At 36.8% G+C, this 17074-nt stretch carries 15 protein-coding genes; 4 read left to right on the forward strand and 11 right to left on the reverse strand.

The window, feature by feature from the left end:
* Nucleotides 1–423: 423 nt before the first annotated feature.
* The 4 genes from DU508_RS14920 to accD all read right to left on the reverse strand — a co-directional run bounded on the left by DU508_RS14920 (nt 424) and on the right by accD (nt 4916).
* Entirely contained in the window at nt 424–1971 is a 1548-nt protein-coding gene (locus DU508_RS14920; protein ID WP_115403610.1) for a M20/M25/M40 family metallo-hydrolase, read from the reverse strand.
* Nucleotides 1972–2482: 511 nt separating this feature from the next.
* Nucleotides 2483–2947 (reverse strand): YciI family protein, encoded by a 465-nt coding sequence (locus tag DU508_RS14925; RefSeq protein ID WP_115403611.1) that lies wholly within the window; start codon nt 2945–2947, stop codon nt 2483–2485.
* An 89-nt stretch (nt 2948–3036) separates the two neighbouring features.
* Nucleotides 3037–3762 (reverse strand): N-acetylmuramoyl-L-alanine amidase family protein, encoded by a 726-nt coding sequence (locus tag DU508_RS14930; RefSeq protein WP_115403612.1) that lies wholly within the window; start codon nt 3760–3762, stop codon nt 3037–3039.
* Between the two features lie 308 nt (nt 3763–4070).
* Nucleotides 4071–4916, reverse strand: coding sequence for an acetyl-CoA carboxylase, carboxyltransferase subunit beta (gene accD, locus DU508_RS14935; protein ID WP_115403613.1), 846 nt, complete (start codon nt 4914–4916; stop codon nt 4071–4073).
* Between the two features lie 206 nt (nt 4917–5122).
* On the opposite strand from accD, the gene fbaA reads away from it, so the two are divergent.
* The 3 genes from fbaA to DU508_RS14950 all read left to right on the forward strand — a co-directional run bounded on the left by fbaA (nt 5123) and on the right by DU508_RS14950 (nt 7254).
* Nucleotides 5123–6202, forward strand: a complete 1080-nt coding sequence (gene fbaA, locus DU508_RS14940; RefSeq protein WP_115403614.1) for a class II fructose-bisphosphate aldolase — start codon at nt 5123–5125, stop codon at nt 6200–6202.
* A 147-nt stretch (nt 6203–6349) separates the two neighbouring features.
* On the forward strand, nt 6350–6832 hold the full coding sequence (locus DU508_RS14945) for a low affinity iron permease family protein (protein ID WP_115403915.1): 483 nt from the start codon (nt 6350–6352) through the stop codon (nt 6830–6832).
* Nucleotides 6832–7254, forward strand: coding sequence for a GNAT family N-acetyltransferase (locus DU508_RS14950; protein WP_115403615.1), 423 nt, complete (start codon nt 6832–6834; stop codon nt 7252–7254). Before DU508_RS14945 ends, DU508_RS14950 begins: the two co-directional genes overlap by 1 nt.
* Before the next feature lie 35 nt (nt 7255–7289).
* On the opposite strand, the gene DU508_RS14955 is transcribed toward DU508_RS14950, so the two are convergent.
* The 7 genes from DU508_RS14955 to DU508_RS14985 form a co-directional block, all read right to left on the reverse strand.
* On the reverse strand, nt 7290–8150 hold the full coding sequence (locus DU508_RS14955) for a hydroxymethylglutaryl-CoA lyase (protein WP_115403616.1): 861 nt from the start codon (nt 8148–8150) through the stop codon (nt 7290–7292).
* A gap of 442 nt (nt 8151–8592) precedes the next feature.
* Nucleotides 8593–9042 (reverse strand): methylglyoxal synthase, encoded by a 450-nt coding sequence (locus tag DU508_RS14960; RefSeq protein ID WP_115403617.1) that lies wholly within the window; start codon nt 9040–9042, stop codon nt 8593–8595.
* 5 nt (nt 9043–9047) lie between these two features.
* Nucleotides 9048–10385 carry an NAD(P)/FAD-dependent oxidoreductase gene (locus DU508_RS14965; RefSeq protein ID WP_115403618.1) on the reverse strand — a complete coding sequence of 446 codons (1338 nt, stop codon included), beginning with the start codon at nt 10383–10385 and terminating at the stop codon, nt 9048–9050.
* 308 nt (nt 10386–10693) lie between these two features.
* Nucleotides 10694–13672, reverse strand: coding sequence for a protein translocase subunit SecDF (secDF, locus tag DU508_RS14970; protein WP_115403619.1), 2979 nt, complete (start codon nt 13670–13672; stop codon nt 10694–10696).
* Nucleotides 13673–14121: 449 nt separating this feature from the next.
* A complete protein-coding gene (locus DU508_RS14975) occupies nt 14122–14622 on the reverse strand; it encodes a dihydrofolate reductase (RefSeq protein WP_115403620.1) in 501 nt (166 codons plus the stop codon).
* 41 nt (nt 14623–14663) lie between these two features.
* Complete coding sequence (locus DU508_RS14980; RefSeq protein ID WP_115403621.1) at nt 14664–15041, reverse strand: four helix bundle protein; 378 nt, start codon at nt 15039–15041, stop codon at nt 14664–14666.
* 145 nt (nt 15042–15186) lie between these two features.
* Nucleotides 15187–15981: a thymidylate synthase gene (locus DU508_RS14985; protein WP_115403622.1), complete on the reverse strand. Its 795-nt coding sequence runs from the start codon at nt 15979–15981 to the stop codon at nt 15187–15189.
* Between the two features lie 258 nt (nt 15982–16239).
* On the opposite strand from DU508_RS14985, the gene ispE reads away from it, so the two are divergent.
* Nucleotides 16240–17043: a 4-(cytidine 5'-diphospho)-2-C-methyl-D-erythritol kinase gene (ispE, locus tag DU508_RS14990; protein ID WP_115403623.1), complete on the forward strand. Its 804-nt coding sequence runs from the start codon at nt 16240–16242 to the stop codon at nt 17041–17043.
* The last annotated feature ends 31 nt before the right edge of the window (nt 17044–17074 follow it).

Below are 17074 nucleotides of genomic sequence, written 5' to 3' on the forward strand. Positions count from 1 at the left end.
GAATACAAACTTTAATAACAGTACAGTCCTTTTACAAAAACAAAGTCAGCGGTAAACCAGGTACAATGCCCGTAGGTTAGAGATTTACTCGTAGCTGCTTCGCGATCTTCACTGCGTTCAGAATGACAATGGTTAATCGGGGGTTGTCCTGAACACAGTGAAGAATCTCTAAGCGATGAAAACTGTACTAAATATAGCACCAAATCATACCAATGACAACGAGTTAAAACTTAATTGAAGTGCTTTTGAAAAATAAATGCTACCCCCAGCGATGACAGGAACATTCAAGGTTGCTGCAAAAAAAAAGTATTTCCACTTTATCGGGTTTTTAATGGAAAAGGCAGCAGAAGAAAAAACTGATTGCAATGCAAAAGGAGCATCTGTTTCCAAATGCTCCTTTTCAAATGAATGTTAAATGCTTATCTACAATCCACCTTCTCTCGTTGCTTTTCTAGGTTCTGGCCAGGTAACAGGTTTGCCTGTACGTTCATTTACAGGTAAGTCTGTAGCTTTTTCTGTCGAAGTTTTTTCAGGATCTTCACAAGCCATATAAACCATAATTGCTGCTAAAATTACATTGCTTCTAATCTCATCGAAAACCAACTTATCATAGCTGTCGCGGTTGGTATGCCAGGTGTAAGTTCCATAATCCCAGCTGGTAGAGCTTAATGAATAGCCAAGTGCACCAGCGGCCACAAATGAAGCAAAATCAGAGCCACCTGCTCCTGGCATTCCAGGGAAGCTGGTTTTGATTTGATTTTTAATCGTATCTGGCACTGCCGCCAACCAACGGGTAATGTAATCTTTTGATTTTGCGAAACCTTGTCCGCCAATGTTAACCACGCGACCAGTTCCATTATCCTGATTAAATAATGCCTGAAGGTTCTTTACAATCTCTGGATTATCCTCAACAAAAGCCCTTGAACCATTCAAACCCTGTTCTTCACTTCCCCAGTGCCCCACTAAAATAGTACGTTTTGGGTTAGGATAGAATTTTTTAAGAATACGCATGGCTTCCATCATCATAATTGTTCCTGAGCCATTATCTGTAGCACCGCTTGCGCCATCCCATGAATCGAAGTGAGCCGATAACATCACATATTCTTTTGGCTTTTGCTTTCCTTTAATTTCTGCAATCGTATTAAAGGTTGGAACTACACCATGTTCTTTTGATTCAGCTTCTATTTTAAGTACTGGCTTATTACCATTCACAGCTAAGCGATAAACTAAACCATAATCTTCAACTGATAGATCTACAGTAGGGATTTTTGTGGTATTTGCACCGAAAATTTTATCTACTCCAAATCCTTGCGACCAGTTATTAATGATAATACCTGCTGCACCTGCATTTTCAATGGCCAAAGCTAAATTTTTAGCGTTTAAGCCCGTTTTGGCAATTCCTTCAGCCCAGGCTTTTGCAGCTTCGGCTTTTTCTTTTTTGTATTTTTCAAATAAATCTTTGGTGGCAAACTCTTCCCAGTTTTTTTCCGGGCGGCCAGAAATTTGGTTCATGGAAATTAAAACCAGCTTGCCTTTTACGTTGGGCAACCATTTTTGAAAGGAAACGGAATCTGTAATGGCAGGAAGAACAATTGCTTCGGCATTAATTGGTTTCCCATTGGTTGATGGACTCCATGCCAGTTGCGTTCCTTCCAAAGTTCTTAAACGTGGACTTACCAGGTCAATATGCGTTACACCTCTTTCCCAACCACGCCATTTGCCCCATTCCTGGTTCTTTGCTGAAATGCCCCAGTCACTGTATTTTTTCACAGCCCAATCGTTTGCCTGCTTCATTTGTGGAGAGCCTACTAAACGTGGTCCAACAACATCTAAAAGCTCATGAGCCAGTTTCTCCAGCTGCGAGTTTTCATTTACTTCTTTAACAATATTATCAATTATTTTCTTGTCCTGGGCAAATGCAAAAGACGATGTAAATAACAATAGAGTAGGTAATAGTAGTTTTTTATTCATAATAAGCTAAGTCGGTTGATTATTTGATATGCTAATTTAGGGATTTAGAGGATGGGAGGAGTGATGTTAATGGAAATGTTGCAGTTTCTTTGTATTTTCGTTATTGCGAGGCGATTTTTTACCAACCATTGCCATCTCTTTTTATGAGAATTTGAGAAAGCTGCAATTCTTCTTTTTGAGCGTTCTGAGTTTTTTTACCTCAGTTATGCAGGCTTTTTCCTGATAAAAAAAATCAAGGCTTGCGCTCGATTTTGGAAAACTCATCAAATCGTTATAGAAATAATTAAATGGTTTTCAAAGTAGTTTAATTATTTGCCTTGGTTAGGCAACTTATTCCAATTTACAGGGAATGAGATTGTATTTTAATTCTTCTATGTATTCAGTGTTTCTGTGGCAAAAAAATTACTTAAAAAGCCTTTTTTTGCTTGGTTAGGCAACTTATTCCAATTTACAGGGAATGAGATTGTATTTAATTCTTCTGTGTATTCAGTGTTTCTGTGGCAAAAACTACTTAAAAAGCCTTTTTTTGTACTTTATCGTGAAAAGGCAGGTATTCAGCTAATGCTGCCGAACCGTACCAATTATATAATTCGGCATCAAGAACTTTAGCTTTAACAGCAGGATCACTTTCTAATAGTTGTTTCGCTTCTTCAATGGATTTAGTGTTGAGAATAAATATACCACGATAATTTTTATCGTTTTTACCCATCGGACCAGCAATAACCAACTTATTCATCTCTATCATTTTGCCCATATTGGCCATGTGTCCTGCAAAAAGACTATCTGTTTTTGTTTTGCTCTCAGTGGTATTTGATCCTGTTTTCAAAATGACTAAAACATACATTTTCATTCCATATTCATCTGCTTCAAGCTTTTTCGCAAGCGCTTCATCATAAGGGATTTTAGTTTTTTTCTCTTGAGAATAGGTATTTAGCACGGCAGTAATAAAGCAGACCACTAATAGTATTTTTTTCATTTGACAGTTAATTGAGTTCTAATTTATGAAATATTTTAAAGTAATACATTTGGGTATCACGCCATAATGCAAAAGATATTCAGAAAGAGTTATTTCTTTTCTGCTAACCACTTTGCTAGTTCTTCTTTTATGGCTTTGCCAATCTTTTTCTGGTTCGCAGGATCTTCCAGAAAGGCTTTGCTCACTCCATTATCTCCAATTTCTAAAAGAACGCGGTATTTTGCAGTGTTTATGTTTTCATCAAGACTATAAAAGCTTTTCTTTCCGGTGTTTTTACATACATAATCATTTCTTCCGGTAGAGCTGTCAAGCAATACGCCACGGTTTTCTAAATCTGTGGCAGCGCTGACAGCAGCGATAAGTCTACCCGCCAAAAGCTTGTTTTCTTCTTCATATGCATCTCCTTCGTGTACAAACCCCCAAATCGCGTGGCGTTTGGTGCCGCCATTATTATGAATGGCGATAAAAACATCTGGTTTCTTTTTGTTCGATTCTTCTAATTCGTAAGCGTAGCCCGAAATTTTTCCCTCAACAACATCAGAGGTATGCGCTTTTACGGTATTGCTCCCAGCATTGTCATGATGCAGATTGGGTTTGCCTAAACTCCAAACCTTAAATTCTTTTAGCTTCGGTTTACTTTCCATTGCTGCATCTGCAATTGCATTACAGGTTTTAGCCTCACTAAAATCAACGCCAGTATCGGTTTGATGTGAAGGCTGCCAAACGATTACCCATTTCGGTTTTAACGGATTGATAGAGAAGCTGATTAAAAATATTGCAATAGCGGTAGTGGTAATGGAGAATAGAATTTTCATAATCAATAGGTTTGTGATTCTTTAGCTTAGTTTAAAGTTAAAATAAGTTAAGGATAAAACACGCAGAGGATGTATTTTTAGTTGTTTTATGGGAGATGGTTTTTAGCTTCCCAAGCATTACAAAACCTACGTAATTTAAACCTGATTGACGCGGTAGCTCCCGATTTTTTCTTATCGGGACTACAAGCAAAAAGCAGGACTGAAATAACCGAAGTTATTCAAGCCCTGCTTTTCTTATAATTTTCATTAATTCAAAGTTTCGTTTGGCAATTTGCACTAATGAACAAATGGTACCAACGGCTGATGAACTAATGATTCATCATTTTAATAAAAGCACCCAATTTAGCTTTCATTGCTCTTCTGTCAACAATAAAATCAAGGAAACCATGCTCTAAAACGAATTCTGAAGTTTGGAAACCCTTAGGTAAATCTTTTTTAATGGTTTCTTTGATAACCCGTGGGCCGGCAAAACCGATCAATGCACCAGGTTCTGCAATGTTAATGTCGCCAAGCATTGCGTAAGATGCCGTAACACCACCTGTTGTTGGATCGGTTAATAAAGAAATATAAGGAATTTTAGCCTGACTTAACAAGGCCAGTTTTGCTGACGTTTTAGCCATTTGCATTAATGAAAATGCAGCCTCCATCATACGTGCTCCACCTGATTTTGAAATCATCAGGAAAGGAATTTTATGTTTGATGCTATAATCGATTGAACGGGCAATTTTTTCACCCACAACTGAACCCATTGATCCGCCAATAAAAGCGAAATCCATACAGGCGATAACTAAATCCTGGCCTTCAATTTTACCAACACCTGCACGAATTGCATCTTTCAAACCTGTTTTAGCCTGGCTTTCTTTGATTCTATCAGTGTAAGGTTTGTTATCGTTGAAATTTAGCGGATCCCCTGAAGTAAGGTTTGCAAATAACTCCTTAAACTCGTTATTATCAAATAAAACTTCGAAATATTCTTTGGAACCTATTCTCAGGTGATAGTTGCAGTAATGGCAAACATATTTGTTTTCCTGAAGTTCTGCCTGATGTAACGGTTTTTTACAATTTGGACATTTATTCCACAAGCCATCAGGTGCTTCTTTTTTCTCTTCGGTTGTGGTAATGATACCTTTATTCTCTCTCTTAAACCAAGCCATATAATTTTTTAAAGAATTGGATTGCAAAGAAACGAAAAAAATATTTAAGTCAAGTATTTCTATTTAGTGTCTTTTTTACACTAAGGATAATGTCTTTTTTACACTAAATGGCCTTTATTTGGTTGTTAAGCAAATAATTCTGTTGTTACAAAAGCTTGAAATGTTATTTTTTTTTATAACTTCGGACTTAATAAAATTAACAAGAAATGAGTTTAAAAGGCTACAAAGGCGTAATTTACGGAGATGCCGTTCAAGAATTGTTTGAGCAGGCTAAAAAACATCAGTTTGCTTTACCGGCAGTAAATGTAACGGGTACAAATACCGTTAATGCTGTATTGGAGACTGCAAAGGCAGTAAATTCGCCTGTTATGATTCAATTATCTAATGGTGGAGCACAGTTTTATGCTGGCAAATCTTTAGATAACGAGAAATTGCAGGCATGTATTTTAGGTGCTGTATCGGCAGCTAAACATGTACATTTATTGGCAGAGCATTATGGCGTTGCTGTGGTTTTACACACAGATCACGCCGCTAAAAAATTGTTGCCTTGGATTGACGGCCTTTTGGATCACGGTGAAAAGTTTTTCGCTGAAACCGGAAAACCTTTGTTTTCATCACACATGTTAGATTTATCGGAAGAATCGATTGAAGAAAACATGGAAATTTCTGCCAAATATTTTGCACGCATGGCTAAAATGAACATGACGATTGAAATAGAACTTGGTGTAACAGGTGGTGAGGAAGATGGCGTGGATAACAGCGATGTAGACAGCTCAAAATTATATACCCAACCAAGTGAAGTTGCTTATGCTTATGAAGAATTAAGCAAAGTTTCTCCTCGTTTTACTGTTGCTGCGGCATTTGGTAATGTACATGGTGTTTATAAACCAGGTAACGTTAAATTACAACCCGTTATTTTGAAAAACTCACAGGATTTTATCAAAGAAAAGTTCAATTTAACTGTAGAAAAACCAATTAATTTTGTATTTCACGGTGGTTCTGGTTCTTCTCAGGAAGAAATTAGAGAAGCCATTTCTTATGGCGCTATTAAAATGAATATTGATACTGATATGCAATGGGCATTTTGGGAAGGTATTTTGGAGTATTATAAAAAGAACGAGGCTTATCTTCAAGGTCAGATTGGTAATCCGGAAGGCGATGATAAACCAAATAAAAAATATTATGATCCACGCGTTTGGTTACGTAAAGCTGAAGAGGCATTTGTTAAACGTTTAACAGTTGCTTTTGAAGATTTAAACTGCATAAATGCCAACGATAAGCTTTAAGGAGTTGAAAGATTGGTAGTTGAAAGGGTTTTAACCTCACAACATTTCAATCTTTTTAACATTGCAACGAACAATAAAAGCGCCATGGGTTATAAAACTTATGGCGCTTTTGTTTGTTTAATGGCTATAATTAAGCAATGTAATGTGATGACAAAATCTAAAACTCATTCCAAAAAAAATAATTTTTTTGAGAAATTCGCCAATGCTGCAACTAAATTTACGGGCAGTTCTATTGCATTTATTTCGGCAACAGTTATCGTAATCGTCTGGGCTGCATCGGGTCCATTATTCAATTACTCTGAAACATGGCAGTTGGTCATTAACACGGGTACAACAATCATCACTTTCCTGATGGTGTTCCTCATTCAAAAAGCCCAAAATAAAGATAGTAAAGCTATTCAACTGAAGCTGAATGAATTAATTGCTGCTCATGAAAAAGCCAGTAACAGGATGGTTGATATTGAAGATTTAAGTGAAAAAGAATTGGATCAATTACATAAATTTTACGTTACATTGTCTATTTTAGCTAAAAAAGAGGCCGATATTCACTGTTCACATTCTATTGATATTGCAAATGAATTGAACCAGTTTAAGTTGGAAACGAATAAACACTTTAAAAAACAAAAATAATGAGCCTTTTAGTTCAAAAAATAAATCATGCCGAAGATTTAGATAAAGTATTTGCTATTCGTAAGATCGTTTTTGTGGATGAGCAAAATTGTCCGCCAGAGTTGGAATGGGAGCATGAAGATGAATCTACTCACTTTTTGGCTTCACATAATGGCCAGCCATGTGGTGCTTGCCGTTGGCGTAAAACTGATTTAGGCTATAAATTAGAGCGCTTTGCTGTGCTTAAAGATTTTAGGGGAATGGGTGTTGGCCGTGCTTTAATTGCCGAAGCATTATCTGATTTACCTGAAGATGCGCATTATATTTACCTTAATGCACAGTTGGATGCCATGAGCTTATATGCCAAGTTCGGTTTTGTTGCAGAGGGAGAGCAATTTGAAGAAGCTGGAATTCAGCATTTCAAAATGGTTAAGAAGGTATAGGTAAAAACTAGTGGTCATTGACGTCCACGGGCAAACTACCCAAATATCTTCCCAGATAAGATCATGGCCTCATTCCATTTATCCATATCAAGGTTTAGATTTTCATTTTTGGAGTTTAAAAAGCCGATCACATCTTCTGTTGCAATATTACCAGTGAGGTCATCGGCTGCCATAGGACAACCCCCAAAGCCTTTCAATGCTGAATCTATTCGCTTAACACCTGCTTTGTACGCGGCTTTAATTTTTTCAAAACGTTCGGTAGGAGTGGAGTGCAAATGAACACCTATTTCAGTTTTACTAAATCTTGAAATGAGTTGAGGTAAAATACCCTCAATCTTTTCTGGTGTGGAAATGCCAACGGTATCGGCTAAAGAGAGAATCTCAACACCTTTGGTAATCAAAACATCAGCCCATTTTTCTACGATCTCGTAATTCCATTCATCGCCATAGGGATTTCCAAACCCCATAGATAAATAAACAACTGCTTTTTTATTGTTCTTTTGACAAAGTGATAGCATTTCTTCAACCGTTATTAATGATTGTGCTATGCTGGAATTTGTATTGCGTTGTTGAAAAGTTTCAGAGATAGAAAATGGAAAACCTAAATAACTAATCTGTTCATGCTTTACGGCATCTTCTGCGCCTCTTAAATTAGCTACAATAGCCAACAGTTTGGTTGTGGTATTGCTCAAATCCAGATTAGCTAAAACGTTTGCAGTATCTGCCATTTGGGGGATAGCTTTCGGAGAAACAAAACTTCCAAAATCGAGTGTGTCAAAACCAACTTGCAGAAGCAAGTTCAAATATTCGGATTTAAGTTCGGTTGGAACAAAATCATGTAATCCCTGCATGGCATCACGAGGGCATTCTATTAATTTGAATTTATTTTGGTTCATTGTTTTGTTGGTTTAACCGCAAAGTGCGCAAAGTTTTCCGCAAAGAAAAGAAGAAAAAGTAAAACAAGCATCCAATTTTCAAGTTTCACTAAAGACTATTTTTAACCGCAAAGTGCGCAAAGTTTTCCGCAAAGAAAAGAAGAAAAAGTAAAACAAGCATCCAATTTTCAAGCTTTACTAAAGATTATTTTTAATCGCAAAGTGCGCAAAGTTTTCCGCAAAGAAAAGAAGAAAAGGTAAAACAAGCATCCAATTTTCAAGCTTCACTAAAGACTATTTTTAACCGCAAAGTGCGCAAAGTTTTCTGCAAAGAAAAGAAGAAAAGGTAAAACAAGCATCCAATTTTCAAGTTTCACTAATGACTAATGACTAATGACTAATGACTAATGACTAATGACTAATGACTAATGACTAATGACTAATGACTAATGACTAATGAACTTTATACAATTCTATTCTTGTATGAATCATAATCTGTTAAGGCTGCCTGATAATTTCCCTGCATATAAGGAGAAGAAATTAAAAAGTCTGCCGTAGCAACATCGCAGGCCATTGGAATGTTCCAAACAATTCCTATTCGCAATAGTGCTTTAACATCTGGATCGTGTGGCTGTGCTTCCATTGGATCCCAAAAGAAAATTAAAACATCTATTTCTCCCTGCGCAATCAAAGCACCAATTTGCTGATCGCCACCCAGTGGGCCACTTAATAGTTTTCTTACCGGGATATTTAGCCGTTCTTCGATGAGTTTGCCTGTAGTTCCTGTAGCTAATAGCTCATGCCCAAGAAAAGCATCCCGATTTCTTAGCGCCCAGTTAACCAGGTCGTCCTTTCGGTGGTCGTGAGCAACTAAAGCAATTTTCTTGTTCGGCGTTAAGGTTTTATAAGTCATGCAGGTTAAGGTTGAGTTGTTTTAACTTCTTTTACACTCGGTACTTCTGTTCTATAATCCACACTTCGGTCTTTTGCAAAGGTTCTGATGATTAATCGTGTTCCTCTATCGTAACTAAAATAACTCCATACCCAGTTTACAAAAACGATAATTTTATTCCTAAAGCCAACCAATGTCATCAGGTGGACAAACATCCAGGTAAACCAGGCAAAAACACCTTGGAAATGAATTTTGCCAATATCTACAACAGCTTTATTTCTGCCTACAGTTGCCATTGAGCCTTTATCAAAATATTTAAACTTTTCTAAAGGTTTATTATTCTGGATATTGATTAGGTTTTTTGCCAAATGATGTCCTTGTTGGATCGCTGCAGGCGCAACACCTGGATGTCCGTTTGGGGTTTCTTCAGTAACAATGGCTGCTACATCGCCAATGGCATAAATGTTTTGATAGCCCACCACTAAATTTTGAGTATCTGTTTTTAATCTTCCGCCACGCACAACTTCTGCCTGATCTAATCCCGCTAAAACTTCGCCTTTTACGCCGGCACTCCAAATTACGGTTGAGCTTAAAATTGGTGCTTTGTCCTGAAGAGTGAGCGTGTGCCCGTCATAACCTAAAACTCTTGTTTCATTCATGACCTGAACACCCATTTTAATCAGGAACTCTTTCGACTTTTGCTGTGCCTGAGGAGACATCGGACCTAATAACTCAGGAGAATTCTCTACTAAGTAGATATTAACCCTACTTAAATCCATTTCAGGATAGTCATTGGGAATAACGTGCTTCTTGAGTTCTGCAATGGCCCCTGAGGTTTCAACACCTGTCGGACCGCCTCCAACCACAACGAAGTTTAACAGCGCACTCTTTTTGTCCTGATCTTTTTCTATTAATGACTTCTCAAAATTTTGTAAAATCAAACTTCTTAAATCCAGGGCTTCAGGAATAGATTTCATGGGCATTGAATTCGATTCAATTTCCTTGTTCCCAAAAAAATTACTGGTAGAGCCAGTTGCGATCACTAAATAATCATAGTTTACCTTACCAATATCGGTTACTAAACAATTTTCAGCTGCATTAACTTCTTTAACTTTTGTAACCCTGAAAATTAAATTTTTCTGTCCCTTAAAAATTTTACGCAGTGGAAAAGCAATTGAATCAGCTTCTAAACCACCTGTGGCAACCTGATAAAGTAATGGTTGAAATGTATGATAGTTATGTTTATCTAACATCACTATTTGAAAAGGTTTGTTTTTTAGTCGTTTAGCTAATTCAATCCCGCCAAAACCACCACCAACTATAACTACTCTCGGGTATTCGCTTTTAGGAAGTTGTAAATCCATTTTCTATCGGTTTTATCTGTTGCTAATGTAACAAAAAGATCGCCAAAAGGTTTAAAAATGGAGATTTTGAAGGATTTGTGAGAAAAGAATAGCAAGATAGCTTTGCTATGAAGAATTGCTATTATTTGATTTCGAGTTGTTTTTTGTTCAAACCTCTCCCTTTGAAAGGCAGAAGTAGGGGTATGGTTTTGTTAGTCCCTCTCCTTGAAGAGAGGGACAGGTTCGTGCAGTGATTGAAAGGAAGAGGTTCAAAAAAAAAGCGTCCCGATTACTCGGAACGCTTATCTATTTTTTAAGAATTTGAAATCTTATTTTTTCTCGGCTGAACTTCCCAAATCAATTACAATAGGAGTAGAGATACATAATGATGAATATGTACCGATGATACGGCCGATCAATAATGCGAATATAAAGCCGCGAATGCTATCGCCACCGAAAATAAAGATAACCAATAACACGAAGAATACAGTTAATGAAGTCAAAATGGTACGACTTAATGTACTGTTCAATGCGAAGTTGATTAAGTGGTTACGCTCTTCGCCGTGTAAGTCGCTTTTGCCAGACTCTTTCAATTTCTCACGGATACGGTCAAATACAACAACGGTTTCAGTCATCGTATAACCCATTACCGTTAGAATTGCAGCGATGAAATCCTGACCAATTTCCAATGAGAATGGTAAAACACCATCTAAAATGGTATAGAACGATAATACCATTAAAACATCGTGGAATAATGCGATTACAGCACCTAAACCATACTGCCATTTTTTAAATCGTACCACGATATAAATAAACATGAACAAACATGAAATCAATACCGCATAGAAAGCACCATTAACAATGTCACTTGCAATAATTGGGGTTACTTTTTGCGAGCTTACAATTTCATACTTAGAACCTGCTAAACCTTTGTTTAAAGCATCTTCCACTACTTTGTCAGTTTTAATATCCTGATCTTCAATGTGGAAAGTAGTAGTGATTTTTACCTGACTATCATCGCCCGCTGTTTTAACCTCTGGTGTCTCGTTACCAAAAACAGGATTTAATTTTGCTTTTAAATCTTCGGTATTAACTGCTTTATCGAAGTGAACTAAGTAAGTTCTACCACCTTTAAAATCTACCCCAAGGTTTAAGCCGCCATTTTTGAAGTACATACCAATACCTGCAACAATAATGATTGTTGAAATGATATAGTAAATTTTACGACGACCAACAAAGTTGAAACTAATGTTCTTGAATGCATTACGGGTAACACTATTATCGAAACTAACATCGATTTTACGGTTTAATAACGACTCGAAAACAACTCTCGAAATAGCTACTGCAGCAAATAAAGATGAAAGAATACCAATACACAAAGTAGTTGCAAAACCTTGAACTGGACCGCTACCAAATACATACAAAATGGCACCTAAAATAAATAAGGTAACGTTTGAGTCAATGATTGATGGCATTGCATGTTTAAAACCTTCTTTAATGGCAGCGCTGGTATTTCTTCCTTGTGCAAGCTCCTCACGCACACGCTCAAAAATCAGGATGTTTGCATCTACCGATAAACCAATGGTTAATACGATACCCGCAATACCAGGTAATGTTAAAACAGCACCAAGTGATACCAGAATTCCAATAATGAAGAATAAGTTGATTAACAAAGCAAAGTTTGCAACCCAACCTGCACGGTGGTAATATAACGCCATGAAGATTAAGATCACAATAAAGGCAATCACGAATGAAATTAAACCATCGTGAATGGCTTGTGCACCTAAAGTAGGGCCAACAACGAAACTTCCTGCAATACGGGCAGGAGCAGGTAATTTACCAGCCTTTAATATGTTTGATAAATCTTTAGTATCTGCTTGTGTAAAGTTACCAGTGATTGATGAAACACCACCAGCGATTTCATTCTGAACAGTAGGAGCAGAATAAACCATGTTATCCAATACAATAGCAATAGATTTTTTATTATTTGGATCGGCAGCAGCCTCAGCTGTAATTTTTTTCCATTTTGCAGCACCTTCGCTGGTCATGTACATGGTTACCTCTGGTTTACCTTTTTGATCAAAGTCAGCACGTGAATCACTAATTGCTTCACCACCTAAATCTGGTTTACCATCGGCACTTACCACTTTAATTGCATATAATTCGAAAACTTTAGAACCTTCTCTTGGTTTAACGCTCCACATAAATTTCATCGTAGATGGAATTGCTGCGGCAACTTCAGGAAGTTTAAAATAAGAATTAACTTTTGCAGTATCTTTCTGTAACGACATACCAACAACTGCACCTGGCATTAATTGTTGTTGTCCGTTCTCACCCTGGTAAATCGGAAGACTTAAAACAGCATACAACGGATTAGATTTTGCTAATTCAGCTCTAACCGCTGTCGAATCTTTTTTACCCAAACCTGCAAGTTTACCACCTTTATCAGTAGAATCTTTAGCAGCTTTTTCTAAGCCCGCTAATTTACCACCTGTAGTAGCTGTAGCACTGGTATCTGTAGTTACAGGAGTTTCAGTTTTTAATGTTGCAGCTAAAGTTTTGTTAATGTTTTCTAACAAAGGAGCAACTTCTTGTACCTGATAAACTTGCCAGAATTGCAATTCAGCAGAACCCTGTAAAAGCTTGGCAATACGTTCTTTATCTTGTACGCCTGGCATTTCAATTAAAATACGGTTGCTACCTTCCTGTTTTTGCATATTCGGACTTACCACTCCGAAACCATCAATACGTGAACGTAAAACCGTGAATGAACGATCAATAGCACTTGTAGCTTCTTTCTCAAGGAAAGACTCAACCTGGCTGTTGCTTGCATTCGGCTTTAACTGCGATGCATTATCTTGATTTGAAAAATAATCAGCAAGTTTTACACCAGGGCTTAATTTTTCGAATTCATCAACAAAAATTTTGATGTAATCTTTACCACCAGCGTTTAATTGGATTTGTGCGTTTTGAATCGCTTTGTTGAAATTTGCATCAGTAGGGTTTCCCGCTAAAGATTTAACCAATTCAGCTAACGATATCTCCATCGTTACGTTCATTCCGCCCTTTAAGTCTAAACCTAAATTAATCTCTTTCGCTTTTACCTCGCCGTAAGTAAATCCAACAATTGGATAAACTTTCTCGGTACTCATCGAATCTAAATAAGCCTTTTCTTTGGCTAAATCACCTTTCGCATAGTTTTTTGCGTCTTTTTCCACTTTGGATGCTATCAAAGTAAAAGAAAGTGCATACGCACAAACGATAGCTAAAACTATCGCTATAAACTTAATAAAACCTTTTCCTTGCATTGTTTGTTTAAAATAATTTGTCTTTCGCTGTTTTTTAACAAGTCGGCAAATCTAATTAAATTTTTAAATTATAGAACCCCTTAATTGATAATTTATTAAGATTAATTTTTAACATGAAATAATCTGCACTGATTCGCCAGATTTATTTGAAAAGCAATGGCGGTGGCTTTTAGGTTTGGTTCTGTCCCGCTAATGCTGCAAGCCACAATGAAAACCTGTGAAACAAGCAAGCAAACCTAAAAAAACAAAAAACAGTAATGCTTAATTGTGGGCTTTCCGCGTATATCGGGTTTAGGTGGCGCAGGTAGTACTTTTATTTTCGGCTAAATGCTTAAACTATCGTGGTTGCAAGGCAAAGCGTAATCTAACGACTATCACTTTAAAACCGAAAGCATTAAAATTGCTCAGGGTCCTCTGTGAAAATCTCTGTTTTCTCTGTTGTAAAAGATTTACTTCCTCCTCAAAACCTCAAAAGTATAATCGTACTTATTCTTCTCATCTGCTTGATGAGGTTCTTTGTTAATTACTTCCCATTCATTTCTGTCAAACTCTGGAAAAAAAGTATCTGCATCGAAAGTATGGTGTATCGTAGTTAAATATAGTGTATCAGTTTTCGGTAAAGCCTGACGATAAATTTCTGCACCACCAACTATAAAAACTGGTTTTTCTTCGTTTTTAGTAATCTCCAAAGCCTCATCTAAACTGTTTACTATTTCAACACCTTCAATTTCTAGCTCAGGATCTCTGGTAATCACAATATTTCTGCGATTTGGCAAAGGTTTGCCCACCGAATCAAAAGTCTTGCGACCCATAACTATGGGATGCCCCAAAGTAGTTTGCTTGAAGAATTTTAAATCAGCTGGCATGTGCCATAAAAGCTGGTTGTTTTTACCAATTGCTAAATTTTCGCCTACTGCAACGGCAATGCAAAGTTTTGGTTTGTTCGTCATTAGTTCATTAGTTCATTCGTCATTGGTTCATTGGTCATTGGTCATTGGTTTGAACCAGATGAACCCTTTCCAATATATTTTATATAAGCGTTCAATTTTAGGTGGATAGTTTGTAATTCTAAATAAAGCACCTCGTAAATTTCATCAGATATTAATTTCCGATTCTTTGATTTCCTTAAGAAGGATTTAACCTCTAAGATGGAACCTCGACTATAGTAACAAAAGTTTTTATTCTCTTTGAAATGATAACGTCCGTAGCCTTCAGCTATGTTGGCACTAATAGAATCGGCCGCTCTGCATAATTGTTTTCCGATGGTATCTTTTGCAAAATACTCCCAGTTCATTACAATATCCCAAATCTTATCAGAGATTATTTCTGATAGATTGTAAACTTCTAAATCCTCTAATTTATAATTCATGATTTTATATTTTTTAAAATGAACTATAAGGATGATTTTTTTAATAGGTTTTTATTTGCTGCCAAACAAATGAACTATTGACTAATGAACTATTGACTAATGAACTATTGACTAATGACGAATGAACTATTGACAAATGAACTTTTTATACCGCCACTACTCCCTTAATATGTGGATGCGCTTCGTAATTTTCCAACGTGAAATCTTCAAACTTGAAATCGAAAATGCTTTTTACCTCAGGATTGATTTTCATTGTTGGCAATGGTTTTGGTGCTCTGCTCAATTGGAGGTTAGCCTGTTCAATGTGATTGTTATATAAATGTGCATCGCCCAAAGTATGGATAAAATCTCCAGCTTCTAAGCCGCAAACCTGTGCAACCATCATCGTTAATAAAGCATACGAAGCGATGTTAAAAGGCACACCGAGGAAAATATCAGCACTGCGCTGGTATAATTGGCAACTCAATTTTCCGTCAGCAACGTAAAACTGGAAGAAGGCATGGCAAGGAGGTAAAGCCATATTTTCGATTTCAGCAACATTCCATGCCGAAACTATAATTCTCCGTGAATCAGGGTTGTTTTTGATTGTATTGATGATGTTTGTAATCTGGTCAATGTGTTGCCCGTCAGGCGTTGGCCAGCTTCTCCACTGCGAACCGTAAACGGGGCCTAAGTTTCCATCTTCATCAGCCCACTCATCCCAAATGCGAACACCATTATCTTTTAAATACTTTATGTTGGTATCGCCAGTTAAAAACCAGATTAATTCGTGTATAATAGATTTTAAATGCAGTTTCTTGGTCGTAACCATCGGAAAACCATCTTGCAAATTAAATCGCATTTGATAACCAAAAACACTAATGGTTCCTGTTCCTGTACGGTCATGCTTTTGTGCGCCGTTATCCAGCACATGCTGCATTAAATCTAAATATTGTTTCATATACTCAAACCCCTAAAAGGGCTTTTAATCGTGAATAAATTATCGATTACAAATATGTAAAAAATCTCAATCCTAAAATTTTTTAGTTTTCTACATCAGTTGAATTTTAAACAAAACTGACTTTAATTATTGAACTTCTTTTTGCGATCTTCTACTCCAGACCGAAAACTCCAGACTAGTTTGTATGTTTGCAATCAGAGTCGTTTGCTTTTTCTGCATCATGGACTCCAGACTTAAGACTTACAACTCAAGACTAAAATGTTATCCTTTCCAAACGCAAAAATAAACCTGGGTTTAAATATTACCGAAAAACGAAGTGATGGTTATCATAACCTCGAAACGGTTTTTTATCCGATCAATATTAAGGATTCAGTAGAAATCACGGATGCTGAATTTACCTCATGCAAAATTCACGGAATTGATATTCCAGGCGATACAAATGATAACTTGTGTGTAAAGGCTTACCATCTTATTAAACAAGATTTCGACATTCCAGCACAGCAGATTAATCTTTTAAAAAATATTCCTATTGGCGCTGGTTTAGGTGGAGGTTCAGCAGATTGTGCTTTTCTGATTAAATTATTGAATGATAAATTCGGCTTAGGTTTATCAGTGAGTCAAATGGAAGATTACGCCCGCCAGTTAGGTGCTGACTGTGCTTTCTTCATTGAGAATAAACCTGTTTATGCTTTCAATAAAGGCGATGAATTTGAACACTGTGAAATTGATTTGTCAGCCTGGTTTAAAGTTTTGGTAAAACCACCCGTACATGTGAGCACAGCTGATGCATATGCCTTAGTAAAACCTCAAAAACCTTTGCAATCCTTAAAAGAAATCATACATTTGCCCCCAACAACATGGAAAAATAAGGTTATCAACGATTTCGAGCCATCGGTATTCGCAAAGTATCCCCAAATTCATCAAATAAAAACCAGTTTATACGATGCAGGCGCAACATTCGCTTTAATGAGTGGAAGCGGTTCATCGGTTTTTGCAATTTTTAACGAACCCGTTAAATTGCCCGAACTGGAAAGCAACAACTTAGTATTCTACAACATTTAGTTTGCCTGGCGCCTGGCGTTTGGAACTTTGA

The sequence above is a fragment of the Pedobacter chinensis genome (assembly GCF_003339865.1).
Lineage (GTDB): Bacteria > Bacteroidota > Bacteroidia > Sphingobacteriales > Sphingobacteriaceae > Pedobacter > Pedobacter chinensis.

Excerpts from the sequence above, each read along its gene's own strand:
- DU508_RS14980 (WP_115403621.1), bottom strand. The coding sequence starts at position 15,041 with ATGAATTATAAATTAGAGGATTTAGAAGTTTACAATCTATCAGAAATA.
- fbaA (WP_115403614.1), top strand. The coding sequence starts at position 5,123 with ATGAGTTTAAAAGGCTACAAAGGCGTAATTTACGGAGATGCCGTTCAA.
- DU508_RS14920 (WP_115403610.1), bottom strand. The coding sequence starts at position 1,971 with ATGAATAAAAAACTACTATTACCTACTCTATTGTTATTTACATCGTCT.
- DU508_RS14985 (WP_115403622.1), bottom strand. The coding sequence starts at position 15,981 with ATGAAACAATATTTAGATTTAATGCAGCATGTGCTGGATAACGGCGCA.
- DU508_RS14950 (WP_115403615.1), top strand. The coding sequence starts at position 6,832 with ATGAGCCTTTTAGTTCAAAAAATAAATCATGCCGAAGATTTAGATAAA.
- DU508_RS14925 (WP_115403611.1), bottom strand. The coding sequence starts at position 2,947 with ATGAAAAAAATACTATTAGTGGTCTGCTTTATTACTGCCGTGCTAAAT.
- accD (WP_115403613.1), bottom strand. The coding sequence starts at position 4,916 with ATGGCTTGGTTTAAGAGAGAGAATAAAGGTATCATTACCACAACCGAA.
- DU508_RS14965 (WP_115403618.1), bottom strand. The coding sequence starts at position 10,385 with ATGGATTTACAACTTCCTAAAAGCGAATACCCGAGAGTAGTTATAGTT.
- DU508_RS14960 (WP_115403617.1), bottom strand. The coding sequence starts at position 9,042 with ATGACTTATAAAACCTTAACGCCGAACAAGAAAATTGCTTTAGTTGCT.
- DU508_RS14975 (WP_115403620.1), bottom strand. The coding sequence starts at position 14,622 with ATGACGAACAAACCAAAACTTTGCATTGCCGTTGCAGTAGGCGAAAAT.
- DU508_RS14945 (WP_115403915.1), top strand. The coding sequence starts at position 6,350 with ATGACAAAATCTAAAACTCATTCCAAAAAAAATAATTTTTTTGAGAAA.
- ispE (WP_115403623.1), top strand. The coding sequence starts at position 16,240 with ATGTTATCCTTTCCAAACGCAAAAATAAACCTGGGTTTAAATATTACC.
- DU508_RS14930 (WP_115403612.1), bottom strand. The coding sequence starts at position 3,762 with ATGAAAATTCTATTCTCCATTACCACTACCGCTATTGCAATATTTTTA.
- DU508_RS14955 (WP_115403616.1), bottom strand. The coding sequence starts at position 8,150 with ATGAACCAAAATAAATTCAAATTAATAGAATGCCCTCGTGATGCCATG.
- secDF (WP_115403619.1), bottom strand. The coding sequence starts at position 13,672 with ATGCAAGGAAAAGGTTTTATTAAGTTTATAGCGATAGTTTTAGCTATC.